Source organism: Bradyrhizobium cytisi (assembly GCF_008123515.1).
GTDB classification, from domain to species: Bacteria; Pseudomonadota; Alphaproteobacteria; order Rhizobiales; family Xanthobacteraceae; genus Bradyrhizobium; species Bradyrhizobium cytisi.
Map to the genome: position 1 here is coordinate 1 of NZ_VSSR01000066.1, position 26810 is coordinate 26810.

At 63.5% G+C, this 26810-nt stretch carries 19 protein-coding genes and 9 pseudogenes; 21 read left to right on the forward strand and 7 right to left on the reverse strand.

Features of this window, described 5'->3' with window-relative positions; translation table 11 throughout:
- Positions 1 to 1189 precede the first annotated feature (1189 nt).
- The 3 genes and pseudogenes from FXB38_RS43145 (at position 1190) to FXB38_RS33145 (ending at position 3027) form a co-directional block, all read left to right on the forward strand.
- Positions 1190 to 1651 (forward strand): hypothetical protein, encoded by a 462-nt coding sequence (locus FXB38_RS43145; RefSeq protein WP_187435310.1) that lies wholly within the window; start codon positions 1190 to 1192, stop codon positions 1649 to 1651.
- A 270-nt stretch (positions 1652 to 1921) separates the two neighbouring features.
- Positions 1922 to 2248: pseudogene (locus FXB38_RS33140) on the forward strand (DUF736 domain-containing protein).
- A gap of 260 nt (positions 2249 to 2508) precedes the next feature.
- Complete coding sequence (locus FXB38_RS33145; RefSeq protein ID WP_246230316.1) at positions 2509 to 3027, forward strand: hypothetical protein; 519 nt, start codon at positions 2509 to 2511, stop codon at positions 3025 to 3027.
- 234 nt (positions 3028 to 3261) lie between these two features.
- On the opposite strand, the gene FXB38_RS33150 is transcribed toward FXB38_RS33145, so the two are convergent.
- Positions 3262 to 4587, reverse strand: coding sequence for a DUF3422 family protein (locus tag FXB38_RS33150; RefSeq protein ID WP_148755174.1), 1326 nt, complete (start codon positions 4585 to 4587; stop codon positions 3262 to 3264).
- 1107 nt (positions 4588 to 5694) lie between these two features.
- Here FXB38_RS33150 and FXB38_RS33155 point away from each other — a divergent pair.
- The 4 genes and pseudogenes from FXB38_RS33155 to FXB38_RS33175 form a co-directional block, all read left to right on the forward strand.
- Positions 5695 to 6239: pseudogene (locus tag FXB38_RS33155) on the forward strand (transposase); the annotation flags it as partial.
- 382 nt (positions 6240 to 6621) lie between these two features.
- Positions 6622 to 6927: a site-specific integrase gene (locus FXB38_RS33165; protein WP_430640202.1), complete on the forward strand. Its 306-nt coding sequence runs from the start codon at positions 6622 to 6624 to the stop codon at positions 6925 to 6927.
- Between the two features lie 1088 nt (positions 6928 to 8015).
- On the forward strand, positions 8016 to 8219 hold the full coding sequence (locus FXB38_RS33170; protein ID WP_148755175.1) for a hypothetical protein: 204 nt from the start codon (positions 8016 to 8018) through the stop codon (positions 8217 to 8219).
- Between the two features lie 12 nt (positions 8220 to 8231).
- The gene (locus tag FXB38_RS33175; RefSeq protein ID WP_148755176.1) at positions 8232 to 8465 is read left to right on the forward strand and encodes a hypothetical protein; all 234 of its coding nucleotides are present in this window, start codon (positions 8232 to 8234) and stop codon (positions 8463 to 8465) included.
- 138 nt (positions 8466 to 8603) lie between these two features.
- Here FXB38_RS33175 and FXB38_RS33180 read toward each other — a convergent pair whose 3' ends face one another.
- On the reverse strand, positions 8604 to 8936 hold the full coding sequence (locus FXB38_RS33180) for a hypothetical protein (protein WP_148755177.1): 333 nt from the start codon (positions 8934 to 8936) through the stop codon (positions 8604 to 8606).
- A gap of 901 nt (positions 8937 to 9837) precedes the next feature.
- Between FXB38_RS33180 and FXB38_RS33185 the strand changes: the two are divergent.
- From FXB38_RS33185 to FXB38_RS33195, 3 genes and pseudogenes are all read left to right on the forward strand, one after another.
- A pseudogene (locus FXB38_RS33185) lies at positions 9838 to 9987 on the forward strand (transposase domain-containing protein); the annotation flags it as partial.
- A complete protein-coding gene (locus FXB38_RS33190; RefSeq protein WP_148755178.1) occupies positions 9987 to 10244 on the forward strand; it encodes a hypothetical protein in 258 nt (85 codons plus the stop codon). The pseudogene FXB38_RS33185 and the gene FXB38_RS33190, both read left to right, overlap by 1 nt.
- A gap of 323 nt (positions 10245 to 10567) precedes the next feature.
- Positions 10568 to 11057: pseudogene (locus FXB38_RS33195) on the forward strand (methylase); the annotation flags it as partial.
- A gap of 176 nt (positions 11058 to 11233) precedes the next feature.
- Here the strand turns inward: FXB38_RS33195 and FXB38_RS33200 are convergent.
- Complete coding sequence (locus FXB38_RS33200) at positions 11234 to 13258, reverse strand: peptidase domain-containing ABC transporter (RefSeq protein ID WP_148755179.1); 2025 nt, start codon at positions 13256 to 13258, stop codon at positions 11234 to 11236.
- 116 nt (positions 13259 to 13374) lie between these two features.
- On the opposite strand from FXB38_RS33200, the pseudogene FXB38_RS33205 reads away from it, so the two are divergent.
- A pseudogene (locus FXB38_RS33205) lies at positions 13375 to 13524 on the forward strand (aspartate-semialdehyde dehydrogenase); the annotation flags it as partial.
- Between the two features lie 74 nt (positions 13525 to 13598).
- Here the strand turns inward: FXB38_RS33205 and FXB38_RS33210 are convergent.
- From FXB38_RS33210 to tnpA, 4 genes are read right to left on the reverse strand one after another with little or no spacing between them, the layout of a single operon-like run.
- Complete coding sequence (locus tag FXB38_RS33210; RefSeq protein ID WP_148755180.1) at positions 13599 to 14201, reverse strand: plasmid pRiA4b ORF-3 family protein; 603 nt, start codon at positions 14199 to 14201, stop codon at positions 13599 to 13601.
- Entirely contained in the window at positions 14198 to 15763 is a 1566-nt protein-coding gene (tnpC, locus tag FXB38_RS33215; RefSeq protein WP_148755181.1) for an IS66 family transposase, read from the reverse strand. The genes FXB38_RS33210 and tnpC overlap by 4 nt, the downstream gene beginning before the upstream one ends.
- 51 nt (positions 15764 to 15814) lie before the next feature.
- Positions 15815 to 16168, reverse strand: a complete 354-nt coding sequence (gene tnpB / locus FXB38_RS33220; RefSeq protein ID WP_091898177.1) for an IS66 family insertion sequence element accessory protein TnpB — start codon at positions 16166 to 16168, stop codon at positions 15815 to 15817.
- Complete coding sequence (gene tnpA, locus FXB38_RS33225; protein ID WP_148755182.1) at positions 16162 to 16584, reverse strand: IS66-like element accessory protein TnpA; 423 nt, start codon at positions 16582 to 16584, stop codon at positions 16162 to 16164. Before tnpA ends, tnpB begins: the two co-directional genes overlap by 7 nt.
- A 92-nt stretch (positions 16585 to 16676) precedes the next feature.
- On the opposite strand from tnpA, the pseudogene FXB38_RS33230 reads away from it, so the two are divergent.
- The 10 genes and pseudogenes from FXB38_RS33230 to FXB38_RS44130 form a co-directional block, all read left to right on the forward strand.
- Positions 16677 to 16909 (forward strand): annotated as a pseudogene (locus FXB38_RS33230) (aspartate-semialdehyde dehydrogenase); the annotation flags it as partial.
- 324 nt (positions 16910 to 17233) lie between these two features.
- Positions 17234 to 18436: a cytochrome P450 gene (locus tag FXB38_RS33235; protein ID WP_148755183.1), complete on the forward strand. Its 1203-nt coding sequence runs from the start codon at positions 17234 to 17236 to the stop codon at positions 18434 to 18436.
- A 91-nt stretch (positions 18437 to 18527) separates the two neighbouring features.
- Entirely contained in the window at positions 18528 to 19805 is a 1278-nt protein-coding gene (locus FXB38_RS33240) for a cytochrome P450 (protein WP_148755184.1), read from the forward strand.
- A 13-nt stretch (positions 19806 to 19818) separates the two neighbouring features.
- Positions 19819 to 20126, forward strand: a pseudogene (locus FXB38_RS44125) (ferredoxin).
- A pseudogene (locus FXB38_RS44910) lies at positions 20113 to 20966 on the forward strand (SDR family oxidoreductase). Before FXB38_RS44125 ends, FXB38_RS44910 begins: the two co-directional pseudogenes overlap by 14 nt.
- Positions 20966 to 22309, forward strand: coding sequence for a cytochrome P450 (locus FXB38_RS33255; protein WP_148755185.1), 1344 nt, complete (start codon positions 20966 to 20968; stop codon positions 22307 to 22309). Before FXB38_RS44910 ends, FXB38_RS33255 begins: the two are co-directional and overlap by 1 nt.
- Before the next feature lie 149 nt (positions 22310 to 22458).
- Positions 22459 to 23457 (forward strand): polyprenyl synthetase family protein, encoded by a 999-nt coding sequence (locus tag FXB38_RS33260; protein WP_148755186.1) that lies wholly within the window; start codon positions 22459 to 22461, stop codon positions 23455 to 23457.
- A 275-nt stretch (positions 23458 to 23732) separates the two neighbouring features.
- Complete coding sequence (locus FXB38_RS33265; RefSeq protein ID WP_148755187.1) at positions 23733 to 25283, forward strand: hypothetical protein; 1551 nt, start codon at positions 23733 to 23735, stop codon at positions 25281 to 25283.
- The gene (locus FXB38_RS33270) at positions 25280 to 26182 is read left to right on the forward strand and encodes a terpene synthase family protein (RefSeq protein ID WP_148755188.1); all 903 of its coding nucleotides are present in this window, start codon (positions 25280 to 25282) and stop codon (positions 26180 to 26182) included. Before FXB38_RS33265 ends, FXB38_RS33270 begins: the two co-directional genes overlap by 4 nt.
- An 87-nt stretch (positions 26183 to 26269) precedes the next feature.
- A pseudogene (locus tag FXB38_RS44130) lies at positions 26270 to 26802 on the forward strand (beta/alpha barrel domain-containing protein); the annotation flags it as partial.
- Positions 26803 to 26810 lie beyond the last annotated feature (8 nt).

The following is a 26810-nucleotide window of genomic DNA, read 5'->3' on the forward strand; positions in this document are numbered from 1 at the left end:
CGCGGCGCGTGTACGGGTGGCGTTTATCTCAGCCGGAAAGGCGCAGCGCATCCCGAAGTCGCTGCGGCTCGCTATGGAAGGGCATAGATAAATCTGTCGCCTCATTCACGCTTTTGCCTTCCAGCGCCCCAATGAAATCAAGTCATTGAGCTTCTGTTGCGACATAGTCAAAACCAGTGTTCCCTACCTGCCGGCGCCGCCCAAAGGCAGCCATCGCTATCAGATGAGCGTCACGGCCCTTGGCTCAGGGAATGCAAATCTCGGAACAGCTACGTTCACTAGAAAATTCCCCGAGTAGTTCGAGCCCAAGATAGTGCAACAATCCTTGTGGGGTGCGGATCATCCAGTCCGACGGTCCACCAGCTCTATAGCTTGCTGACCACCGGGCGCAAACGCCGTGGTCGAGCCGATCCATTCCAACGCGATGCCGGTGGTCCTAACGGCTGCGGAGGAGCGTGTGGACGCGCCGTGGGATGAAGCCAAAGTTTACTCGCCCAGATGGCAGCACACGGCCCCAATCCGGTCCGTCAAGCCAGAACGTCGGGAAAAGACTTTCCGAAGAAGGGTAACTTGTTTCCAAAAACAAGAACGGAGTGCGGACGAAAGCCGAACCGGAGTGGTCGAGCTGATCCATCCCGAGGCGATGCAGGTGATTGTATAAGCGAGGAACGCGGCGTCTGGAGGCGCGGACTTGGGACGATGCGAAGATGCTAGCGTCCGCTCGCGGAGCGACAAGGAAGACGTCAACCGACCATAGGGGTTTAGTGAGCAACTGCAAAAACGATTGTCACTGTCGCCGAGAGCACCAGCGGTAATCTAAACTCATTCGCACAGCCTGATTTCAGCACCTTAGGAGATTGCCGTGCCGAAGAACGACACAGCCGTGTTCGACGCAATGCGTCCTGATCCGGGGCCGACTGGGCACGCGCGCGGCGATAAGACGCGACGGCCTAGATCTCGATGCTCGCTCGCTCGCTTACTGTCCCCACGAGTGGATCAATGCCGCCGGCTATGTTGACCTCGAGTTGGTGCGCAAATTCCTGCTGATGTTCGCGCTCCGACGTCATGGCGAACCAAAGCCGACGCGCAAGCGTTCCGCCTGTCACCGAAACGGCGATCCGGCGGCTCCTAAGCCGAGCAGCCAAACGGCGACGCCCGAACCCGCCGCTGCTTCAAGAGGGGGATCGATATGCGAGTAAAGGCATCCGCCAAGGACGGATCGCTGCGCGTCCAGGCGACGGCCGGCATGCACGTCGTAACGCTCGGGATCAACATGGATGAGAAGGATATCGAAGTGTTTCTGGACATGCGCCAAAACCCAACCCATTATAGCGACCCAGAACGCAGGCAACCTTCGATGCACGGTAAAAATGGTAAAACATGTCATGGCCTGAGCCTGATCAATTCCAACCATTACTACCTGTGCTTGCAAAAGAAATATGACGTCGGAAATTTTTTGGCTGTAGACACGACAGTGACCCGGCCCGGGCAGCGGCGGCTGAGGAAAAGCGACTCTCGTGAACGGGGCGTGCTGCCGAGGTTTGGTTACGGAGACGGAGATCCGTCCGTTGCCAGGACAGAGAGCCAATCACCATTGAATGCGCTGGGCCGGACTCTCTGCGGGGCTCGCAAATCGCCACGTTCTCCTTGATGTCAGTTCTGTCGGGCCGAGCGCACCGAGCGGCCTCTTCGATGGACTGATCTGGCCGAAGGCCGGCTAAGAAGCCTCGACCGCCTATGGCGCAACAGCGGCGTCACAACTTTCATCCCCTGCCGCCTGCGCCGTCATTCCTCGCCAAACAAGAAAGGTCCTCCTTTGCTGTCGAGCCCCTGCGGGGTGCGGCGTCGATCGCTCCGGCCTGTCGATCACCACCGAGGCCGCAAGGTGCGGCTCGGAAAACAGAGATCAAGGAGAACTACCATGGCGACCATCGGCACCTTCAAGAAGACCGGCAACAACGAGCTCAACGGCGAAAACGTCACCCTCTCGCTTCAAGCCAGGAATGTCCGGATCGTCCCCGAAACCAGCCGCTCGGGCGACAACGCTCCCAGCCACCGGATCTATGTCGGCCGAGATCGAGATCGGCGCCGCCTGGTCCAAGCGCTCCAACGAGGGCCGCGATTATCTGGGTCTCAAGCTCGACGATCCGAGCTTCACCGCTCCGATCTTTGCCAACCTCTTCGCCGACGAGGAAGGAAGGGCTTCAGCCTGATCTGGTCCCGCCCCAGCCGTCGCAATGGCGACTGACCCGATCCACAATGCCTCGCCCGGCTGGTCCGGGCGGGGCATTACCTTGCTCAGGAGCCGGCCGCGATGCGTCGCATGGTGTCGCCGCAATTTGAGCAGACGGGGATCTCGCTTTGAGGAAGGGAGTTGACGGCAGAGGGCGATTTCGTGCTCCTCATCCGGGCATTCCTGAACGCCCGGGTACTGGAGGACGGTCTGATTAGACCGGTGGAAGAGGGACCCCTCAGGGTGAGCCGCTCTCGCCCTTCCTCGGTAATTTCGTGCTCGACGATCTCGACAAGGAGTTGACTCGTCGTGGCCATCGGTTCTGCCGCTTTGCGGGCGACTGCAACATCTGTGTTCGCAGTCATCGCGCCGGCGAGCGGGTCATGGCCTCAATCACCCGGTTCTTGACCGACAAGCCGCAGCTAAAGGTCAACGAGGCCAAGAGCACGGTGGCACGACCGGAAGGGCGCAAGTTCCTCGGGTTCAGTATTTCGAACGCGACGGGAGCGAACGACGCATTGCGCCGAAATCGCTCGCTAAGTTCAAAGACCAAGTGCGGGACTTTGCGTTCTGCCATACTGCTGGCATGCTCACAAACCTGGAAGCCTGGATTCGCTGGAGACTGCGAATGTATCTCTGGCGACAATGGCAGAGCCGGCACAAGCGATTCATGGAGCTTCGCCGCTTCGGCATCGCGAAGTTCGCCGCATCGATTGCCGCCGGTTCGCCGGCGGGGCTCTGGCGAATGTCCGGGCGCCGGCGGTCCAGCACGCCCTGCGCAACCACTTCTTTGACGCTCGCGGTCTCTCCCGAATACTGGTTTCTGGGCCAGCTTAACTCAGTCGAACCGCCGCGGTACGGACCCGTGTATGCCAAGTGGTGCGGGAAGGGTGGCGTCGCGAGACGTCTCCCTATCCCGACCAATCAAAGCACAAATTACGGGCTAACCCGTCGGGGCTCTTGCGGCAGCATCGCACCACGACTATGCGAGCTTCGTAGGACGGACGCACTGCTTCCCTCAAGGAGCTTTAGTCGCGAGCCACCGAGGGCGCGTCGTCGTGCTTGAGGTGTCGCTTTCGGATATTGTAACTCACCAGCCAAATCACGCCGACCGCGATCGGCACGAAGACTGCGGTTAGGAAAGAGGGCGGTACTCCCAGTCCGGCATCGTGCGCGCCCTCGGCAAGATAGCTAAAAAGGCTGACCACGTAATATCCAATCGCCCCGACCGACAATCCTTCGACCGCGCACTGCAGCCGAAGTTGCTGCCTCGTGCGTTCGTTTATAGCCTGCAACAGGTCATGATTCTGTTGTTCGATTTCGACGTCGACACGGGTTCGCAACAGATCGGCGGCACGCGCGAGCTTGTCCGACAGAGTCGCCTGACGATCCTCCAAGGTCGCGCAGGTTCGCATCGCCGGCGTCATGCGGCGCGCCAGAAACGACGACCAGGTCGGATAGCCCGAGACATCATTGCCTTCAATGATGGACAGTCGCGATTGGACCAGCTCGTGATAGGCCCTGCTGGCGCCGAAGCGAAACAGGCTACCGGTCGCGCCTCTTTCGAAGGAGGCGGCCAACGCCGTCAGCTCGGCAAGCAGATGGTTGTTGAATTGCAGCCCCTCACCGTTTTGCATTTTTTCGAGCGCCTCAACAAGACGGCGGTCGATGCGATCAACAGACGGTGCCAGCTCAAGGGCCGCCGACAGGCCAAGCAGCGCCAACGGACGGTAGGTCTCGATTTCCAGGAGCCGTTGCACCAGCGCTCCGAGATCGTGCGACGTCAATCCGAGGTCGCAGACGAGGATTTTCGTGAAGCCTTTTTCGTCCACGCGGAAGTCTGAGGCGGCAACGCCTGCACCGCACTTTGTGGCAACCATGGCCAGGCTATTCTTGTCAAAAATCTGTTCGGCGCGCCTGGTCGGCGAGGCGCTCTGCTCCACTTCTAACCTGATCGCGACCAGCAATTGTCCCGTCTGCCGCAACGCGCGGATCAGCGATCGGACGGTATCATCAACTTTTTCGAATTGGTGAGCGGCAGGACCATTTGCGTTCGTCCAGATCCAGGTGAATGTTGTAAATTCCGAATGCTGCTCCCAGCGTAGCATAGCGGGCCCGATGACAATCTGATGATGTTTCGCCGATTGCTCAGGCGGCAGAAGATTGCGCTCCAGGCAGAAATCGATAAAACGGCAGCGATCGCTTGCGGCCGCCTCGCCTTGCGCAAGAAAAGCGAAGTGGATCACGCTGAATGGCGAAACAAGGCGCGTGAAAGGGCGCGCGTGCACTTCGCCGAGCACGGCGTCGCGTTGCGGATGTGGCTTGAAGGTTCGCAGATCCAGTTCATCGATCATGTATTGACGCCTCGCTTCAGAGTGAGCAAGCAACCGTCAGCCTTGACGCGGGAGGCATTGGCGGTGCTGAAAAATGGGTACGCGCGGCAAGGCGCCGATCAAGTCATCTCGACGATCGATACCGAGGCCGCCTTCAGCTCGGGAAAGAGGTCTTGCGGGAGCAGGATCAGGCCGAGCAGATTGAGGCGGAACAGCCTCATCCAGCTTTCGACTGACGCCGTCAACGACGTCTGCCGGGTACGGTCCGGTATCTATGGCGAAATGCCGGCATTGTGGATCAATGCGTGTAGCGGTGCGCCAGCAAGCCGTTCCGCGACCTCGGCAGTGGCGTGCGGCACCGTCCGACGAACGCCTAGATCGACGTGGACATGGTTGTCTGTCTCCGCATCCAACGGACATCGCCCGCCACCGAAGGGTTGCCACGTGCAAGTGAAGATACGCCGGCCCTCTTCTGAAAGCAGGTTTCCGGTGGCATGACCGATGCCGCGCGAGGCCGTGGCAAGCAGGAGCGTCTTCCGTTCTCCCAGCGGGGTGCAGACAGGCGACCTCCGGTGCGGCAACCGCATTGTCGATTGATAGATCGAGGCCCAAACACGACTCCCATCCTGTTGCCGCCGCCAAACTTCCTGGCGCGGAGAGCCGCTGCAGGATTTGGGCCAGCACTGTAGAAGGGGCACGCTCGCGTTTTTTTGGCGCAATGTGGCTTTCGAAGATAGTCGGAGGCGGGTCTCAGACATGACGCGTGTTTGTATTCTGACAGAATGCGCACGTGGCGCAGCCCACAGGAAATTGCCCGTTTCGGCAAGATGATCGCTCGCCCGGCCGCTGCCATTGTCTGAGCGGCCACGCTGTGGTCGGATTTGTCGATGCAGAGCCCGGAGAGTGACCGCGCCCGGACCCGCGGTGCAAGGCTTGGCGATGGGCTGATAACGTCACATCGAGTGAGGTTGGCTGGATCACGCACCCAGAGCGCTCGCCGTCCTCGTCTTTGAAGCGACACTCAGAGTAGTGCGAGCTATCGCTGAAAGTGGGTGACGGCGGGAATCGGGAAGGCGGCATATCGTGGGGGTGCTTGACGCCTCCACTTCTCCAAAGGAGCGATATGCCGTGTCCAAAGATAACATGGTCAAGCTGATTCAGCCAGCAAACGCCGACGATCAACTCACCGAAATCTTGCGCAATGGCGCGTGCGCTGTTGGCCCAGGCGGTCGAGGTCGAGGTCGCGGACTTTCTCGGCAAGCCTGCCGATTTGAAGACTGCGGACGGCCATCAGCTCGTCGTGCGCCACGGTCACCTGCCGGAACGCGAGGTGATAACTGGTATTGGTCCGGTCACCGTCCGCCAGCCGCGTGTAGGCGATCGTGAGGCGGCCGCCGCCGAACCCGACCACATCCGGTTCTCTCCGTCGATCCTGCCGCCCTACATGCGCCGCTCGAAATCGATCGAGACGCTGCTGCCGATCCTTTACCTGAAGGGGGATCTCCACCGGCGACTTCTCCGAGGCTCTGGCGGCGCTGCTCGGCAAGGATGCTGCCGGGTTGTCGGCATCCGCCATCGGCCGGCTGAAGGACGGTTGGCTCGACGAACACACCGCGTGGCAGAGGCGCGATCTGTCGGCGAAGCGCTACGTCCCCATCTGGGCCGAGAACGTCAGTCGGCCGCTGCTCAGACCAGTGGTCGAGGGGCGGGGCGGCCCGCCGCGCATGGTCATGACGCACTTGAGCACGGCGGTTTGTTCGCTCCGTGGCGGAGACACGGTGCGCTTTGCCGTTCTCCTGCTCGTCGGCCTGCTGGCGATTGGTGGTACTGAAAGCGGAGAATTGACGCGGTAAAGGTAGATGCGTTCGTCCATCGGCAACATCAAAGGACGCAGTCTCGCCCGTTGCTTCAACCAGGCGACGAAGCGAAGGCCGAATGAAGTGGACCCCATCCGTGGGGCCACGGGGACCAATCGCTTAGTTGGATTCTCGGCCGCTCCGATCTCCTGATATCACGCTGCGAACAGCACTGTCTGCCGCTGTTGTTGCGCCTGTGATGGGGGCGCTGAACCAGATCGTCTGTGCGCTACGGTTTTTCTACGGCGTCACGCTCGGCGAGGCGAAGTCGCGGGACTGCGGATCGAAGACATCGACAGCGCCCGCGGCATCATCCAGGTGCGCCAACGGCAAGGGTGCGAAGGATCGCAACGTGATGCTGCCGCCCCAGCTGCTCGGCATCCTGCGCACCTACTGGCGGCTCGTCCGGCCGCGGCTTTATCTGTTCCCTGATCGTGACGAAGATCATCCGATCGATCAGACCGTGTTGCACGCCGCCTTGGGCGGCGGAAGGCTGCGGGCCTGACGATGGCTGCCCGGCCGGAAGTTCTAACAACCGGTATGAATGGCAGGATTTCGCGTAATACGACTGCTTGCCGAACAACCCGCACTGTGCGGCAATGCCAACCGTGGCCTGCGAAGCGGAGATCAAGGCGCTTGCCGATGGGACGACGTCGGTGCTCGGGCAGGCGACGGCAATCCTCGATCAGGCATCTAGGATGGCACCATGGACGTCTACCACGCTGGCCGAGGGCATGCCCATGGCACTTTCGTACGAGGTGGCAATCGGCCATGAGTGACGCGCATGGTCTCACGCGAGACGCCGTCCTTGCGGGAACGCCTTCGAACGAATCGCCCGCGCTTAATCGGCCACGCTCGCGATCATTTTCCGATCGCTGACGGACAATCCCGTCACTGGGAGCGGCCACCTTCGGCTTGATCGAAACGGCAGGAATCGCTCTGCCGGCGACATGATCCGAATGCTCGTTGTGGCCCGGGCCAGCGCGACGTACTAATCCTTCATCGTCATCGAATCCTCTGCGATGATGATCGCGCGTTCGAACTCTGGGTCCTTCACCGGCAGCTTGCTGCCGATGCTTCGGTTGCCGAGGCGACGTCCCGCATGCCACATCCGATTGTGAACTTCGCACATTGAGATACTCAGCGTGGCAAGTTGACCTATAGCCTTTAATTGAAGGCCAGATGCGCATCGCATAGAACATTTCACGACGATACAAGTAGATGCCGGGCCTCTCATGGAGAGCTTGCAGGAGGGCGAGAATGCTCGCTTGCGAACCGCTGGAGATCACGGCGTCGGTGAGTGGGAAAAGCGAACTGAACTTGGCCTGTCCCAGGCGACGACCCTGCTGGCGCGCTCCGAGCGCTTTCAGGAGCTCCGGCCTTTCGAGGCCGGTCAGGCATTGTGACGCGAAGTCCACGACTACTTTGCTCGTGCCAACCCGGTCGTGCGATCGATCGTCTTGGCGGCGGCATAGAGGGTCTCGCAACTGATTGCATCGCGGCTGCCAAAACCCTGCTTGGCGAGTTTTTGCGCCAGTGCCGAACGCCAATTCTCGCTTGTGCTGCCGCCAGCCCGGAATAGGCCAGGCTGAAGTGATAGAGGCGATCATCGAGCGACACGCCCAGATGCTGTGGATTGCGCCGACGCCGGGCTCGATGGATGAGCTGCGCCGGGCGGGGACCCACGGGCTCGACAGCGCGGCCGGACCCAAGCTGATCGAGCAGAAAGACGGCGCATCACAAGGATCAAACGCTGCTAATCGTCACGGTTGCAATGCTAAAGTCTCGTCGAGGTGACTGGGGGGCAACATGGTTAAGGCATTTCGCAATACGGTCATGGCACTTACGTTTGTAGGAGTCGCCGGCTGCAACATGTTTTGGGATTTCATGAATGACTATCTCGTCTGCGGCCTTGCACTGGCGGCTTCAGTCACAGCCGGCCTTTGCGTTGAGCGCGTCTTCATCGAGCGGTCCCGTCGCGAGATGATCCGCCTCCACGGCGCGGACTGGCATTCGGCGGAGAACCGACGCCTCGACTCATAAACGTCACCCGTCGCGCGCTCGTCATTTTCATCATCCGATTGTTCGCATTCGACCCGAGGGACCTGCCCCGATGATCAAACCGGCCCATCCATTCCGGCTCGCTCGCATCGAGCGCCTGCGAGAGCTGCTTGAAGGAGACTACGGAATGGCAGTTGATCCGAATGCGGGCGTGGGCACACGAAGCTGGTGAGACCCTATCCGCGGCTGGTCGATTGCCAGGTTTGGTACTCGGTCGTGATCCAGGAGGGTGCGAGCTGGGTCCTTCGTTGCGAGCCATGCGAGCGCTACGGCGCGCAACCGGCCGATACGCCCGAGTAGCATCACGATCTGGAAGGGCGACGACCATAAGCTGACCCCCGGGGGGATGCCGAAAGCGAACGCGCCGGTTCCATTGGTCGTTACCGCTTTTACGATGTTGCCGATAGGGATATCGTCGTAGTCGGTCACCATCGCCGCCACCGAGGTAGTCAAGACGGGCAATCCGAACCAAGTATGGCGTAGTCGCGCCGTCCCATCACCGTCTTTCGGTCGCAACCGTCGAGAGCCTTCCGCACCTGTGTGGCCGGCAGATAGGTCGGCAGAGTTGCGAGCTTCCATCGCCGCATCGATGGAACGCAATCCGCCAACGGGCGCGCGTTCAGCCCCCGATGATGGAGGTAACGGAGAAAGGCGCGCAACCAGCACATCGCCTTGCCTGTTCCCGGGCTCCAATCCTGGGCGTGGCGCTCAATGTAGCGGATCACGTCCGCTTGGTTGATCTTGCACAGGGCGGTGGCGCCGCCGGAGCACACCTCGTGCAAAAACCTGCGAATAACCGGGAGATGGCGGACGATCGACTCGGGGCCAAGCCGCGCTCTGATCGCAGGTAGGCATCGAACTCCTTGAAGATCCGTTCGTGCGGGGTGAGAGGCGGTAGCACCAACGGCGCGATCGCGCCTTCCTCGCGCAGCACCGACAACCATCGCTTGAGCTTGAGCGCTGCCCGGTCACCGGGTTGGATAGACTGCCTCCCGCCTCGATGTCGGAGGTACCGCTCAACGACCTGCTCATCGAGATCGACCAGCTTGTAGCGACGGCCCGCGATCCAACTCAGGAGCCCGCCCACTACGTTGAAGCAACGCCACGCGCCGTGCCGAACGAGCCTCTCTTCGACGAGACGAGCGGCGTAGCACTCGACGAGTTGTCCATGCGGCCCGCTTCTGAGACGCCGGTACAGCCGGCTTCTGCCCAAGTACTCTTCAACTTCGATCTTCCTGTTCTCCGCTGTTGAAAGCGGAGGCACAGAACGAACTATGCCGAACCGACCAAACGCCGGTCAGCCAGAAATCTCGGGAAAACGACCCGACTCGGCATAGTTCGGCGGGCGGCATAATCTGCCAAGATGAACGACGTCGACCCTCAGGCCTGGCTCGCCGATGTACTCGCTCGCATCGCCACCCACTCCGCCCACAGGCTCGATGAGCTGCTGCCCTGGAACTGGAAGACTGCGCAACAGCAAGGCCTTGCGGCGCAGGCGGCTTGATGGGCCACGTCAACAAAGTCAGCCGCGTGTTCACTCTCAGCCATGTCGCTGAGATGCTCGGTGAAGACGAGGAATGGCTATTCGAGGTCGCCGAAGAAATGGACACCGAGGATGGCCAACTATGGGTCGTCGGCGTCGGTGAAGACGGGGTGAGGGCGTTCACCGATGACGGGATCGAGAACCTCAAAGAGCTGATCGCAATCCACAAGGACACCCCAGCATCATCGAAAAATGCCGCCAAGCGCTCGCTGCGATGATGAAGCCGAAGACCGAAGAGTCCGACGAGATCTAACCGCTAACCGGATAGATCAGCGCGCTTGCGGCCTACAGTGCATGGTTACGGATCAGCAGAACGCGGGCGACGATGATCCGCAGCAGCTCGAGCGGCTGAATGACGTCTAGAATGGGATGGGCTCCCGCCGTCCCAGAGTTGCTTGGGGACCGGTGTGCCGCGCCGGTCCCCATTGTTATGGGGGAGGGCTGAGAGGGAGAGCCGGGCCGGGAAGGGTTTGAGCCGTCGGGTCTTAAGGAGAGCGCCTGATGGTTCGACCCGTTCCTGCTCTCCGAAAGAAATCCTGCCATGACCGAATCTCTCGCCGGCGGCGCTGCCGCCGCAGCGCCCTCGATGCGCGCCGCTGCAAGTCTCACCTCCGCCGCCATCAAGGCCGCGCGACGGCTCGCGATTGATCTCGAGCGCGGCCGTCGCATCGATACCGCCGTCCTGCGTAGCGCCATGGAAGCTGCCTTCGGCGCTTCCGACGCCTCTGGCGTCTGGAATGGAAGACCGCCTATGATGTCTGCGAGGCGCCGACCGTTCTGTTCCTTCGCAAGTTCGGCTCCGTGTCAAGGCCGGCTCGACGGCCGGCATGCTGCCGATGCTCGCGAGAATCGCGCGCTGTCTGCCGACCCACACGCGCCGATCCGAGGACAGCCAAGCCCTTCAACAGTTCTCGACGCCGATCCCGCTTGGGCTTGCCGCGTGCACCGCGGCCGGCGTCACGCCGTCCGACCGGGTTTTGGAGCCCTCCGCAGGGACCGGCTTGCTCGCCATCTTTGCCGAGCTCGCCGGCGAAATGCGTTCTCGATAGTTCGGCAGCAAAGAACCTGACGGTGCTTTCCAACCGTACGGAAAAACTCGTTCATGCTGCTGCATTAGACTCGCAAGCGAAGTCCCTGCTGGGCCGAGAAAGGCGCAGCGCTTGCGGATTGTTCTGAAAGGTGTTGTACATTCCTTCCACCCCTGTCCTTATGCTTCATCAACGCTCTGGGTCGATCGAATGTAGTCGGACCACAGCGCGGCGTAAGATGAGCAGTTTCCCAACAATTGATTGTGAGAACCAGCACCCTCCAAGCGTCCTTCCTGCAACACCAGAATGCTATCAGCTGACCGCGTTAGAGCCATGTTATGCGAAATGAGGATAAGCAGTCGGTCTCGAGACCACTCGATCAGGGTCTTCTCCAATGAAGCAACCGCCTCCGGATCCAAGAAAGTACTTGGTTCATCCATAATTACAATCGACGGGTCTTTGATAAAAGCACGCGCTAGCGCAATCCGCTGACGCTGTCCGCCCGAGAGATCCTCTCCTTGGGTCTCTAATACCGTACTTAAACCAAGTGGGAGTGCGTCTACAAACTCAAGCGCTCCGGCTCTCCTGAGGGCCGCTCTTAACTCATCGTCTCCTCGCTTACCCGAAACATCGACATTTTGTCGCACTGTACCTCGAAACAAGAACGTATCTTGGGTCACGATTCCAATTGTGGATCGCCAGTGTCGGGGCCGAAACGACCGCAGATCGGCGCCGCCAACTAGAATGCGTCCATCGTAGTTTCGTTCAAGACCCAGTAAGATATGCATAAGCGTCGACTTTCCCGAACCATTTTTCCCGACGATCGCGACTGTTCCTCGATCTGGAAACTTGCATGAAATATCGCTGATCGCGGCTGGCCGCGTTGATGTGTATGTCAGCGTCACGCCAATTAACTCGATCTCAGAAAGCTTGTGGGGGCGTTCCACGGGAAGTATCTCAGGGTTCTCCTTCTGTTCAGCCCAAAGATCCCGCAACTGCCGAACGGTCAGATTCGCTTCTTGGAATCGTTGAACAATGCGTGTTGCGGCCATGATTGGGCTCATGACCCGGCCGGCAAGCATTTGTAACGCCATTAGTTGTCCCACTGACAATGCTTCATTCGCAATGCGCCAGCAGCCAAAACCAAGAATTGCGAGCGTGAGGATCGTTCCACGCAGCTCAGCACCCATTGCAGCCCGCTGATAATAAAGTGACAGATATTCATTTCCTCTAAGTAGGTCCTCTATTGCATCCCTCCAGCGGTGATACTGAATGCTTTCAAGACCATGAGCCTTAACGGCCGAAAACGCGGTGACCGTCTCAGACAGTATGTCATAACAGCGACTGCCATTCCGAAAGTCTGCTTCAACCCCCGCCTTGGCGTGCTTTGACCGCCGTCTCAAAAATGCGGCATTAACAACAGCGAAGACCAACACTACCAATGCAATAACTGGATCGTAGTACAGCATAACGACCAACGAAAGTGCAGCCGCCCCCAAACCAAAGACAAATCCTGGAACGCCCTGCACAACAAAGTATCTCAGTGCATCAAGCTGTTGAAGGCGGTACTGCAGATGTCCCGGCGCACAATCACGCCCATCAGATCGTCGGCGAATCATCTGACAAAACGCCGATCGAGATAGTCGCCGATCGACGAACGTGCACAGTTTTGCAACCAGACTGTCACGTTTAGCGGCGCACACAGTTTCTCCAAAAAATCCGAGCCCGGCAACTATAAGTAACCAAGCAAGGTCGATTGTTGTTCGCGAATTAGCCCCATCTATCGCCTTCTGCGTGGCTATCGGAGGAACGAGAGCGATCAAATATTCCGCAATCATCAGCAGAAGAACGTAAAGGAGCGCACGCTTGCGAACAGCAACGATGCTCCATAGGCGCCACCATCCAAACGAGCGAACCTTATTCATGGTGCATGTATGCGCCTGCGCCCTTGGGTCGTCTGCTATGAACTCTGGTAGTAGACCCAAAGCCAATCTATCAGTGATTATTTGCGAGAGGGTCTGACGCGCAGTTCTGCGCAGATAGGCCTGCACGGTCGGTGCAATATGCAGCACATTCGAAGCGCTAGCGACCACCAGAACGTCTGAGAACCGCCGTAATTCGGCCGAAAGCCAATGGCGGGCGCAAGACTCTCCCGCATAAGTCGCCGCCATGTTCACGACCTGCAAACGCACGACCACAACCACTGCGGCCTTCGCGGCGCAGGGAGGCGTGCGCGCGTAGTCGTCGGCTAAAACGCAATCAGCTCTACCGAAGCCCCGCGCTTGATGGTCAGGCTTTTTGTTGTCTGGATCTCAATGCAATGGAGGAGAATGTGAGTAACGATCCCGTCGTCGCGATTGTCGGCGTCACCGGTGCGGTGGGCGCCGAATTCATCGCCACCATGGACAAGCGCGGCTTTCGCGTCGGCAAGCTCAAGGCGCTGGCCAGCGCCCGCTCGGCCGGCAAGACGGCAAGGATGTGGTCATCGAGGAACTGATCGAACGTAAGCGTAGCTCTGCGGCCCTTTTGATTGGTGCTTGGCGCCTATTTTGAGCACGTGACGCGGCGCCGCGGCTTCCAAATTTCGGACAAAGCGTTGACGGCGGCCTCGAGCGCCTTGCTGTCGATGACGTTGGGATCGAAGTGTTCGGGCCGCCAGAGGCGCATGTGTTCGTGCTCCGGATGGGTGGGGTCGCGGATGGCATCGAGGTATTCGGCATAGCCGGGCGCACCGCCGACGTCCTCCGGAGGACAACGACCGGCGGCCTCGAGCAAGAAGGGCAGACCCTCTGTCGTCGTGTTGTCGAACCATTTTTCGAGCTTGATCACATGATCCCAGCTGTCGCCGAAGTCGTAGAGATAATGGATCGTCTTGGCGCCGGTCTCGTGAACGATATCGCTGAGCCGCGCCTTGCGGGCATCGATGGGCTGGGGACCAAAATCACCATCGGGATCGGGGATACCCCAACGTCCTTCGCCAGCCAGGAACTCGAAGAGGTGGCTATTCGTCCAGCCAAACGCCGCCTGAAGCGTCAGATGCAGCCGATCAAGGCGCAGCGTGAGCGGCACGACGAGGCATCGCGTCACCTCCGGTTTCACGTCCTTGAGGGTCACCTTGATCCGGACGGCGGTCGTGTTGAGGCTCATGCCGCCAGCCTCGGGTCGTGTGCATGCATCGTGTAGGTCGACGACCACGGAAGCAGTTCGTCCAGTCGCGCCGCAGGCCAGCCATTGACGAGCTTAGAGAGCACGTCGGAGAGCCAGTGCTCGGCGCTGACGCTGTTGAGCTTACAGGTCTCGATCAACGAAGCTAGTACTGCCCAACTCTCGGCACCCTCGTCGCAACCGGCAAAAAGGGAGTTCTTGGCGTTGAGCTTGATCGGCCGCATCGCACGCTCGACCGCATTCGTATCCATCTCGATGCGCCCGTCATCAAGGTAGAGCGTCAGGCCGTCCCAATGACGCAGCGCATAACGCAACGCCTTCGCCGTGTCGCTCTTCTGCGCAAGGTGATCAAGTTTTGCCTCAAACCACTGCTTCAAGGCTGCAGCCAGAGGCCGGGCATGCGCTTGTCGGCCCGCGCGACGCTCGGCATCAGATCGGCCGCGGAGTGCTTTCTCGACCGCATAGAGTTGGGCGATGCGCTCGAGGGCCTCGCGGGCAACCGGAGCCGGCGCCGGCGAAGCCTCGCGTTCGATCTTCACAAACTGGCGCCGTAGATGCGACCAGCAGAAGGCGAGCGTGCCCGACAGCGCGTCCGCACGCGTCTCTCGGGTCATGGTCTTGTAAGCCTCATAGCCATCGCAGTGGATGATGCCACGATAGCCCTCAAGCAGCCTCAAGCCATGAACGGCGCCGCGGCCCGGTGCATAGGCATAGATCACCCCAGGCGGATCAGGACCGGCCCAGGGCCTGTCATCGCGGGAGAGCGCCCAGAAGTAGCCGGTTTTGGTCCTGCCGCGCCCCGGATCCAGCACCGGCGCCGGAGTCTCATCCACACAAAGCTTCGGGGACACGAGCAGCAGCTCGCGCAGACGATGCCACAACGGCTTCAGTTCCTGGGCGGCATAGCCGACCCAGAAGGCGAGCGTGGAACGATCGATGGCAATTCCGTGGGTCGCCAGCATCTGCGCCTGACGATAGAGCGGCAAATGCCAATGATACTTGGCGTCAATTACATGCGCGACGAGCCGCTCGGTGGGCAGTCCACCCTTGATCAATCGCTCGGGCGCGGCGTGCTGGAGGACCACGCCATGACAGGCGCGGCAGGCCAGCTTGGGCCGGCGGGTTACGATCACCCGGTACTGCACCGGAACGACGTCGAGCCTTTGGCTCTCATCGCTGCCAATCTCAACGAGATCGCCTTTGCAGGACGGGCAGCAGGTTGCAGTCGGCATCAGCGTTTCGACGATGCGTGGCAAATGCTCCGGCAGCTTGCCACGATTGGCCCCGCGCTCGGCAGCTCTCTTCTCGCGTGTTTTGGGATTGGCGCGGTCCTCGGCTGCTTCGAGAGCCGCAACGGCCTGATCGATATCCTCCAGAACAAGCTGGAGCTGATCAGCGTCGAGCTTTTCCGACGATCGACCGAACTGCGCATCTTTTGCAAGCTTGAGCAACCGCTCGAGTCTGGCGCAGCGCTCCAGCAGAGCCGCGGCAAAGGCACGCAACTCGGCTGGGTCGCTCGGCAGTTGATCAGGCAAATCACTCATTGGCCCGAGTCTGCCATGCTTCGCGCCTCGATGCAGCGAAGATTTTATCTCCTACGCAAGCGCTTTCGGCTGCGGGATTCGAGGCGCATGCATGCGTGTCCAATCCATGCCGGCCAGAAGCGCTGACAACTGCGCGGCGTTCATTCGCATGACGCCGTCAACAACCGGCGGCCACTTGAAGGCGCTGCCCTCAAGCCGCTTCCAATACAGCACAAGGCCACTGCCATCCCAGACGACGATCTTCACCCGATCAGCGCGCTTTGCACGGAAGACCACCGCCACGCCCTTCATCGGATCGTGGCCCAGCGTCTCCTTCGCCAACAGCGCCAAGCCATCCGCGCCCTTCCTAAAGTCTACAGGTCGGGTTGCAACGTAAATCATGAGGCCAGCGGGAGCCGTCAGCATGAACGTGTCCGGCGCAACGCCACAAACACATCACTCAGCACGGCAAGCCCAGGCGTTCCCCGCACCTCCACCCGGGCCCCAAGGAACTCAACCGTAACAATGGCAGCTTCTGACGATCCGGACGGCGCGGCAGCCGCCGATGGCGACGTTTCCGACACCAAAGGCACGAATGTTACTGTATCCGCCGAAGCCGGCAGCACCAGTTGGCCTGAACGCGCCCGGCGCCGCCAGTCATGCACCTGCTGGGGCCGGCAGCCATGGCGACGCGCGATATCTGTTACAATCGCGCCTGGCTCGAAGCTTTCCGCAACTATCTGGGCCTTCAAATCATCCGGCCACTGCTTTCGGCCAACTCCAGCATACACTTCGATACGCGGAGACAGCGGTCGTCTTATGTCGTCCGAATGGTCGTCCATTGTGAGCACCCTTGCAGAAGATGATTCTTCTAGCGGTGCTCCCAACATCGCGCACAGACAATCTAAAGGGCCTCAGCACCACGCTTACGATCGAACACGCCTTCGACGGCGTTGACATCGCCCTGTTCTCCGCCGGCGGCGGCATGTCGAAGAAGTACGCGCCAATCGCGGTCAAGGCCGGCGCGGTCGTGGTCGACAACTCCTCCGCCTTCCGGATGGACCCGAACGTGCCGCTGGTGATTCCCGAAATCAACGCGAACCGCATCCGCGATCACAAGGGCATTATCGCCCGAACTGCACCGCGATCACCGCGCTGGTGCCGCTTCGCACGCGGGATTTCCGGCATCTGGCGCGCTGGAACGTATCGGAAGCCGTGTCTCGTCTACCCATCGGAAATAGGTTTCCGTACGGCAGCGCGTGGCGACCGAGTTTTCCGCATATTTTTGCGCCACCAGGCGTTTAGCTTAGGGGGGGCTACTACAAGATTCGGTAGATGGCCAAAGCCAACTTGAGGCCCTAGGGTCCGGCCGTCTTCCCCGCCGATCATCATCGACGAACAGAAATGAACGCAAGCGCACGTGAAGCCGCTGCCCGCGGCGCCTGCCGGTCACCTTCCGCCCTTCCATCGCTTAGAGAGTGAAGTGCCACCATGTCCGAACAACCCTTGCCGACGCTGCCGATGTGGCGCGTCGATCACATCGAGCCCTCGCCCGAGATGTTGGCGCTACGCGCCAACGGTCCGATCCACCGCGTGCGCTTCCCATCCGGGCACGAAGGCTGGTGGGTGACAGGCTACGACGAGGCCAAGGCGGTGCTGTCCGACGCGGCGTTCCGGCCCGCGGGAATGCCGCCAGCGGCATTCACCCCGGATTCGGTGATTCTCGGTTCGCCGGGGTGGCTGGTCTCGCACGAGGGGGGCGAGCATGCCCGGTTACGCACGATCGTGGCGCCGGCCTTCAGCGACCGCAGGGTGAAGCTGCTCGCGCAGCAGGTCGAGGCGATCGCCGCGCAGTTGTTCGAGACGCTGGCGGCTCAGCCCCAGGCCGCCGACCTGCGGCGCCACCTCTCCTTTCCGCTTCCGGCCATGGTCATCAGCGCGCTGATGGGCGTGCTCTACGAGGATCACGCCTTTTTCGCCGGGCTGTCCGACGAGGTGATGACGCACCAGCATGAAAGCGGCCCGCGCAGCGCGTCGCGCCTGGCCTGGGAAGAACTGCGCGCCTACATTCGCGGCGAGATGCGGGACAAGCGCCAGGATCCGGGCGACAACCTGCTGACGGATCTGCTCGCGGCGGTCGACCAGGGCAAGGCAACCGAGGAACAGGCGATCGGCCTGGCGGCGGGCATGCTGGTGGCGGGGCACGAGAGCACCGTCGCGCAGATCGAATTCGGCCTGCTGGCCATGTTCCGCCATCCGCAACAGCGCGAACGCCTGGTCGGCGATCCATCCTTGGTGGACAAGGCGGTGGAGGAAATTCTGCGGATGTACCCGCCGGGCGCGGGCTGGGACGGCATCATGCGCTATCCGAGGACCGACGTGACCATCGCGGGCGTGCATATTCCCGCGGAGAGCAAGGTGCTGGTCGGCCTGCCGGCGACGTCGTTCGATCCGCGCCATTTCAAAGACGCGGAAATCTTCGACATCGGACGCGATGAAAAGCCGCACCTGGCGTTCTCCTACGGGCCGCACTACTGCATCGGCTTGGCGCTGGCCAGGCTGGAACTCAAGGTGGTGTTCGGTTCGATCTTCCAGCGCTTTCCCGCGCTGCGCCTGGCCGTGGCGCCCGAAGAACTGAAGTTGCGCAAGGAGATCATCACTGGCGGGTTCGAGGAGTTCCCGGTGCTCTGGTGATGCGCGGACGCCGCCGGGAATCGCGATCTTCTCCGCATTTGCTGGCGCCTGGCGCGCGCCGGTCAGATCAGCCAGCCAATAGGTAGCCAAGATGGACGTGCAAGAAACCACGGCAGGCCGGGACGCCTTCGCCGAACTGGCGTCGCCAGCGTGTGTCCACGACCCGTATCCGTTCATGCGGTGGTTGCGCGAGCACGATCCGGTGCATCGCGCGGCCTCGGGCCTCTTTCTGTTGAGCCGCCACGTCGACATCTACTGGGCGCTCAAGGCCACGGGCGATGCGTTTCGGGGACCTGCGCCGGGCGAACTGGCGCGCTATTTCCCGCGTGCGGCGACCAGCCTGTCGCTCAATCTGATGGCGTCCACGATAGCGATGAAGGACCCACCGACGCATACGCGTCTGCGCCGGCTGATCTCTCGCGATTTCACCATCCGCCAGATCGACAACCTGCGGCCGAGCATCGCGCGCATCGTCGCAGCGCGCCTGGACGGCATGGCGCCCGCGCTGGAGCGCGGGGAGGCGGTGGACCTCCATCGGGAATTCGCGCTGGCCTTGCCCATGCTGGTCTTCGCCGAACTGTTCGGCCTGCCCCAGGACGACATGTTCGGGCTCGCCGCCGGCATCGGCGCCATTGTGGAAGGCCTGAGCCCGCACGCCAGCGATCCCCAGCTCGCCGCGGCGGACGCGGGCAGCGCCAGGGTGCAGGCCTACTTCGGCGACCTCATACAGCGCAAGCGCACCGATCCCCGCCACGACATCGTCTCGATGCTGGTCGGCGCACACGACGACGATGCCGACACGCTGTCGGATGCGGAGTTGATCGGCATGCTGTGGGGCATGCTGCTGGGCGGCTTCACCACCACTGCTGCGACCATCGACCATGCGGTCCTGGCGATGCTGGCGTATCCCGAACAGCGGCACTGGCTGCAGGGAGACGCTGCGGGGGTGAAGGCATTCGTCGAAGAAGTCCTGCGCTGCGACGCGCCCGTCCTGTTCAGCGCCACTCCGCGTATCACCCAGCGCGACATCGAACTGGGCGGCGTGGTGATCCCGAAGAACGCGGACGTGCGCGTGTTGATCGCGGCCGGCAATCGCGACCCGGACGCCTTCGCCGATCCCGACCGCTTCGATCCCGCGCGGTTCTACGGCACCAATCCTGGCATGTCGACCGACGGGAAGATCATGCTGAGCTTCGGCCACGGCATCCACTTCTGCCCCGGTGCGCAACTGGCCCGGATCCAGTTGGCCGAGAGCCTGCCGCGGATCCAGGGGCGCTTCCCCACGCTGGCATTGGCCGAGCAGCCGAGCCGGGAGCCCTCCGCGTTCCTTAGGACGTTCCGCACGCTGCCGGTGCGGCTGCATGCGTAAGGGGGGGCCTGAGATGCGCGTCGTGGTCGACCAGGATCTGTGCGGAACCACCGGGCAGTGCGTGCTGACGCTGCCGGGCACCTTTCGCCAGCGCGAACCGGACGGCGTGGCCGAAGTGTGCGTGGCGACGGTCCCGCAGGCGCTGCACGCCGCCGTGCGACTCGCGGCCAGCCAGTGCCCTGTCGCCGCCATTCGGGTCATCGAAAGCGACGCTGGCGATGACGAGCGCGCCAGCGCCGACGCTGCGCCTTCTGCGGCGGAGGACGAGCGGCATGCCGCGAAAGACCAACTCAAACACGAGGACACGATGGGACGGTTTGAAGGCAAGGTGGCCGTGGTGACCGGCGCCGGCGCCGGCGTCGGCAAGGCATGCGCCCTCGCCATCGCGCGCGAGGGCGGCAGAGTGGTGGTGGCCGACATTGATCGCTCGGCGGCCATCGCCTGTACCGCGCAGATCGCGGCCGAAGCGGGCCACGCGCTGGCCCTGGCCATGGACATCGCCGATGCGCAGGCGGTGGCAGCGCTGTTTGAGACGGCGGAGCGGCACTTCGGTGGGGTCGACCTGCTGGTGAACAACGCGAGCGCCATGCATCTGACCCCGCGCGACCGCGCGACCACGCGATCCTCGACCTGGACCTGGCGGTCTGGGATCAGACCATGGCGACCAATCTGCGCGGCACGCTGCTCTGCTGTCGGCAGGCCATCCCACGGATGATCGCCCGCGGCGGTGGCGCGATCGTCAACATGTCGTCGTGCCAGGGGCTCAGCGGTGATACCGCGCAGACGTCCTACGCCGCGTCGAAGGCGGCGATGAACATGCTGTCGGCCTCGCTCGCCACCCAGTACGGTCATGCGCAGATCCGCTGCAACGCGGTTGCGCCGGGTCTCATCATGACCGAGCGTCTCCTGGCTAAGCTGGACGAGTGCATGCAACTTCATCTGCGCCGGCACCAGCTCCTGCCGCGCGTCGGCCGCCCCGAGGACGTGGCCGCGCTGGTGGCGTTTCTGCTCTCCGACGATGCTGCGTTCATCACCGGCCAGGTCGTGTGCATCGACGGCGGCATGATGGCGCATGTGCCGACGTACGCCGACGGTGGCAACAGCCGCGCCGCGCGGCCTGCCGGCGACACCGCCGAAGCGGCCGCGGCGCCGCGCTGCTGATGATCATGCTGCTCAACCCGCTGAACCGTCGGCACCGGCTGCGGTGCGACATCCCGGTCGTGCCCGGCGCTTTCCCCTTGGTCGGGCATCTTCCCGCCATCGTCCGCGACCTGCCGCGCCTGCTGCGGCGCGCGGAACGGACGCTGGGCAGCCACTTCTGGCTGGATTTCGGCCCTGCCGGACACCTGATGACCTGCGTGGATCCGGACGCGTTCGCACTGCTCCGGCACAAGGACGTGTCCTCGGCGCTGATCGAAGACATCGCGCCCGAATTGTTTGGCGGAACGTTGGTCACCCAGGACGGCGGCGCGCACCGGCAGGCGCGCGATGCGATCAAGGCGGCGTTCCTGCCCAAGGGGCTGACCCAGGCCGGCATCGGCGACCTGTTCGCGCCCGTCATCCGGGCGCGGGTGCAGGCGTGGCGCGACCGCGGCGAGGTAACCATCCTGCGCGAAACCGGCGACCTGATGCTCAAGCTCATCTTCAGCCTCATGGGAATCCCCGCGCAGGACCTGCCGGGATGGCATCGCAGGTACCGGCAACTGCTGCAGTTGATCGTCGCGCCCCCGGTCGACCTGCCCGGACTGCCCTTGCGGCGCGGCCGCGCCGCCCGCGACTGGATCGACGCGCAGTTGCGCCAGTTCGTCCGCGACGCGCGCGCGCATGCCGCGCGCACCGGGTTGATCAACAATATGGTGAGCGCCTTCGATCGCAGCGACGATGCGCTCTCCGACGACGTCCTGGTCGCCAATATCCGCTTGCTGCTACTTGGCGGTCACGACACCACCGCCTCGACGATGGCCTGGATGGTGATCGAGCTGGCGCGGCAGCCTGTGCTGTGGGACGCCTTGGTCGAGGAGGCGCAACGCGTGGGCGCGGTGCCGACCCGGCACGCGGACCTGGCGCAGTGTCCGGTCGCCGAGGCGCTGTTCCGCGAGACGCTGCGCGTGCATCCGGCGACCACGGTCCTGCCGCGTCGCGCGCTGCAGGAATTGCAACTCGGCCAACGGCGCATTCCCGCGGGCACCCATCTGTGCATCCCGCTGCTGCATTTCTCGACCTCAGCGCTGCTGCACGAGGCGCCTGATCAGTTCCGGCTGGCGCGGTGGCTGCAACGCACGGAGCCAATCCGGCCGGTGGACATGCTGCAGTTCGGTACCGGCCCACACGTCTGCATCGGCTACCACCTGGTATGGCTGGAACTGGTGCAATTCTGCATCGCCTTGGCGCTGACCATGCACAAGGCCGGGGTGCGGCCGCGGTTGCTGAGCGGTGTCGAAAAAGGCCGGCGCTATTACCCGACCGCACATCCGTCCATGACAATCCGCATCGGATTCTCATGAGCTGGCATCGCATGCCCCGTGTGGCGAGGCAGCGGCGCCGGCGACTTGCGGCATTGCTGCACTCGGCGCGCGCGCTCGATGCGACGCCGGCAACACCTGCTCGCCGGTCGCCGCGGCCGTCTCCTGTCAGGTACAAGGACATGAACAGGATGCAGACCCGTTCCACGCTACACGACGACCGAACTGGCGTTCCCGCGCTCGGCGGATTGGGCGCGCAGGCGCGCGGCGCATCCGGCAGGCTGCTGCCGGAGATCTGGATGCAGGACGGCGCAAAGCGGGTCGAACAGGCACTGGCGCGTCTTCTCTGCGCCGAAGACGACGGTGAGACCGAGCTGATGGCGGCGATGCGCTACGCCACCTTGCATGGCGGGAAGCGCACCCGCGCCTTGCTCTGTCTGGCTGCCGGCGCACTGGCCGACACGCCGGCGCACATGCTCGACGACGTCGGCGCCGCCATCGAGATGATGCACGCCTGTACCCTGGTCCACGACGACCTGCCCGCGATGGACGACGACGTGCTTCGCCGCGGCCTTCCGACCGTGCACGTCAAGTTCGGCGAAGCGACTGCGATCCTGGTCGGCGATGCGCTGCAGGCGCACGCCTTCCTGACCCTGGCGAGCCTGGATGCGCAGGGCGACAGCCGTATCGCGCTCGTGCGCGAACTGGCGCAGGCGGTGTCTGCCGAGGGTGCCGCAGGCGGGCAGGCCATGGATCTGTCGCTGGTTGGAAAGCACGTCGAGCTGGACAGGATCGTGGCGATGCACCGGATGAAGAGCGGAGCGCTAGTGCGCGCGTCCGTTCGCATGGGCGCGCTGTGCACCATCGCGGAGGATACCACGCACGCTGCGCTGTACTGTGCGCTCGATCGCTACAGCGCCTGTTTCGGCCTGGCGTTGCAGGTGGTCGACGACATTCTCGACGCGACAGCGGATACCGCGACGCTGGGCAAGACCCCCGGCAAGGACGCGGCGGCGCAGAAGCCGACCTGCGCGTCGATCATGGGGCTGCAGGCAGCGCGCCAGTTCGCGCTGGATCTGTTGCGCGACGCCGGGGAGGCCATCGCCCCGCTGGGGCCGCGTGCGGAACGGTTGGCGCAGATGCTGCAGCGGGCCAACGCGTATCTGTTCAAGCACGCACCATGCGCATGAGCGCGCCCGTCCCCATGGAGTCGCCCCTCTGCCGCGCTGCGATCGGCCGGCGGCAGCGGTGCATGCTGCACTGTGTCCGAGTCCGCGGCGCACGCGGCGCGCTGCGCGCAAGCCTATGCGGCGGACCGGCGCCAGCATCGGGGCGCGTCGCCGCGCCGGAGCAGGGCGGCGGTCCGGCGCTGCCCATGCGCCGGGCCGCGATGGGCCTGCGGCGACGTGCGCGGCGTCTGCCCGATCCTGGTTCTCGTCAGCCGTCTGCAGAAGGAACATCCCGCGTGAACGCGCTGTCCGAACAGATACTTTCCGAATTGCGCCACCTGCTGAGCGAGATGAGCGACGGCGGCAGCGTCGGCCCGTCCGTCTACGACACGGCGCGAGCTCTGCAGTTCCACGGCAACGTCACCGGTCGGCAGGACGCATACGCGTGGCTCATCGCGCAGCAGCAGGCCGATGGCGGATGGGGAAGCGCGGACTTCCCGCTGTTCCGCCATGCGCCCACGTGGGCGGCGTTGCTAGCATTGCAGCGTGCCGATCCTCTTCCCGGCGCTGCCGACGCAGTCCAGGCTGCAACCCGGTTCCTCGAGCGCCAGCCCGATCCCTACGCCCATGCGGTGCCGGAAGACGCGCCGATCGGCGCGGAGCTGATCCTGCCGCAGTTTTGCGGCGAGGCCGCATCCTTGCTGGGCGGCGTGGCGTTTCCGCGCCACCCGGCGCTGTTGCCGTTGCGGCAAGCGTGTCTGGTCAAGCTGGGGGCGGTGGCGACGTTGCCGAGCGGCCATCCGTTGCTGCACTCCTGGGAAGCCTGGGGGACGTCGCCGACCACCGCATGCCCGGATGACGACGGCAGCATCGGCATCAGTCCGGCGGCCACCGCCGCGTGGCGTGCGCACGCCCTGACACAGGGGAGCACGCCGCAGGTCGGGCGCGCCGATGCGTATCTGCAGGCGGCATCGCGGGCGACGCGTAGCGGCATCGAAGGTGTCGTTCCCAACGTCTGGCCGATCAATGTGTTCGAGCCATGCTGGTCGCTGTACACCCTGCATCTGGCCGGGCTGTTCGCGCATCCCGCGCTCGCCGAGGCGGTGCGCGTGATCGTCGCGCAGCTCGACGCCCGCCTGGGCGTGCGCGGTCTGGGCCCGGCCTTGCACTTCGCGGCCGATGCGGACGACACCGCCGTTGCGTTGTGCGTCCTGCGCCTTGCAGGCCGCGACCCGGCGGTCGATGCGTTGCGCCATTTCGAAATCGGGGAGCTGTTCGTCACCTTCCCCGGCGAGCGCAATGCCTCGGTGTCGACCAACATCCATGCCCTGCATGCGTTGCGACTGTTGGGAAAGCCCGCCGCCGGCACCAGCGCCTACGTCGAGGCCAATCGCAACCCGCACGGTCTATGGGACAACGAAAAATGGCACGTTTCGTGGCTGTATCCCACCGCGCATGCGGTCGCTGCGCTGACGCAAGGCAAGCCCCAGTGGCGCGACGAGCGCGCGCTGGCGGCGCTGCTGCAGGCGCAGCGCGACGACGGCGGCTGGGGCGCCGGTCGCGCGTCCACATTCGAGGAAACCGCCTATGCGCTGTTCGCGTTGCACGTGATGGACGGGAGCGAAGAGCCGACAGGGTGCCGGCGCATCGCGCAGGCGGTGGCGCGTGCGCTGGAGTGGATGCTCGCCCGCCATGCGGCGCATGCATTGCCGCAGACGCCGCTGTGGATCGGCAAGGAACTGTATTGCCCCACCCGGGTCGTGCGCGTGGCCGAACTCGCCGGGTTGTGGCTGGCGCTTCGTTGGGGGCGGCGCGTCCTGGCCGAGGGAGCAGGAGCGGCGCCATGATCCAGACCGAACGCGCGCTGCAGCAGGTGCTGAAGTGGGGGCGTTCCCTGACCGGGTTCGCCGACGAGCATGCCGTGGAAGCGGTCAGGGGCGGCCAGTACATCCTGCAGCGCATCCACCCGAGCCTGCGCGACACCAGCGCCCGCACCGGCCGCGATCCGCAGGACGAAACGCTGATCGTGGCGTTCTATCGCGAACTGGCGCTGCTGTTCTGGCTCGACGATTGCAACGACCTTGGCCTGATCGCGCCGGAGCAGCTCGCCGCGGTGGAGCAGGCGCTGGGGCAGGGCGTGCCGTGCGCGCTCCCCGGATTCGAGGGCTGCGCTGTGCTGCGCGCTTCGCTGGCCGCGCTCGCCTACGATCGTCGCGACTATGCTCAGCTTCTCGACGATACCCGGTGCTACTGCGCGGCGCTGCGCGCCGGACACGCGCAGGCGGCAGGGGCGGAACGCTGGTCCTACGCCGAGTACCTGCACAACGGCATCGATTCGATCGCCTACGCGAACGTGTTCTGTTGCCTGTCGTTGCTGTGGGGGCTGGACATGGCGAACTTGCGCGCGCGTCCGGCGTTTCGCCAGGTCCTGCGGCTCATCTCCGCGATAGGGCGCCTGCAGAACGATCTGCATGGACGCGACAAGGACAGGTCGGCCGGCGAGGCCGACAACGCGGCGATCCTGCTGCTGCAGCGCTATCCGGCAATGCCTGTGGTGGAGTTCCTCAACGACGAGCTGGCTGGCCATACGCGCATGCTGCACCGGGTGATGGCGGAAGAACGCTTTCCCGCGCCGTGGGGACCGTTGATCGAGGCCATGGCGGCCATCCGCGCGCAGTACTACCAGACCTCGACCAGGCGCTACCGCACCGACGCTGCGGGGGGAGACCAGCGTGCGCCGGCCTGAACGCGCGCGCGAGGCGGCGGCGTGCGCGCGCTGGCGTCGGTCCGATCCGACGCAACGCCGTCGCCCGATCCGACGGATGGAGCGAGCATGAGCGACACCGCCCTGAGCCGGCGCAAGGACGACCATCTGGACATCGTGCTGGATCGGCGAACGGCGCCGGCCTGCGCGCCTCACTGCTGGGCAAGACGCGCGCCGCTGCTGATCAGCTCCATGACGGCGGCATGCCACGCGCCGAGGCCATCAACCGGCATCTGAGCGAGGCAGCGCAAGCCTTGGGGATCGCCATGTGCGTGGGTTCGCAGCGCGTGAGCCTGCCATCCCGCAACTCCCAGGGGCTGACGCGCGCGCTGCGCCGCCTGGCCCCAGACATTCCCTTGCTGGCCAATATCGGCGCCGCGCAACTGCGCGAGGCCGACGGCCTGGACCTGGCGCGCCGGGTGGTGGATGCGCTGGAGGCCGATGGACTCATCGTCCATCTCAATCCGCTGCAGGAAGCGGTACAGCCGGAGGGCGACCGCGACTGGCGCGGCGTCCTGGCGCAGATCGCTCGCGCCGCGCGCAGCGTGGGCGTGCCGATCGTGGCCAAGGAAGTGGGGTCGGGCCTCTCCGCTAAGCTGAGCTCCGGCGA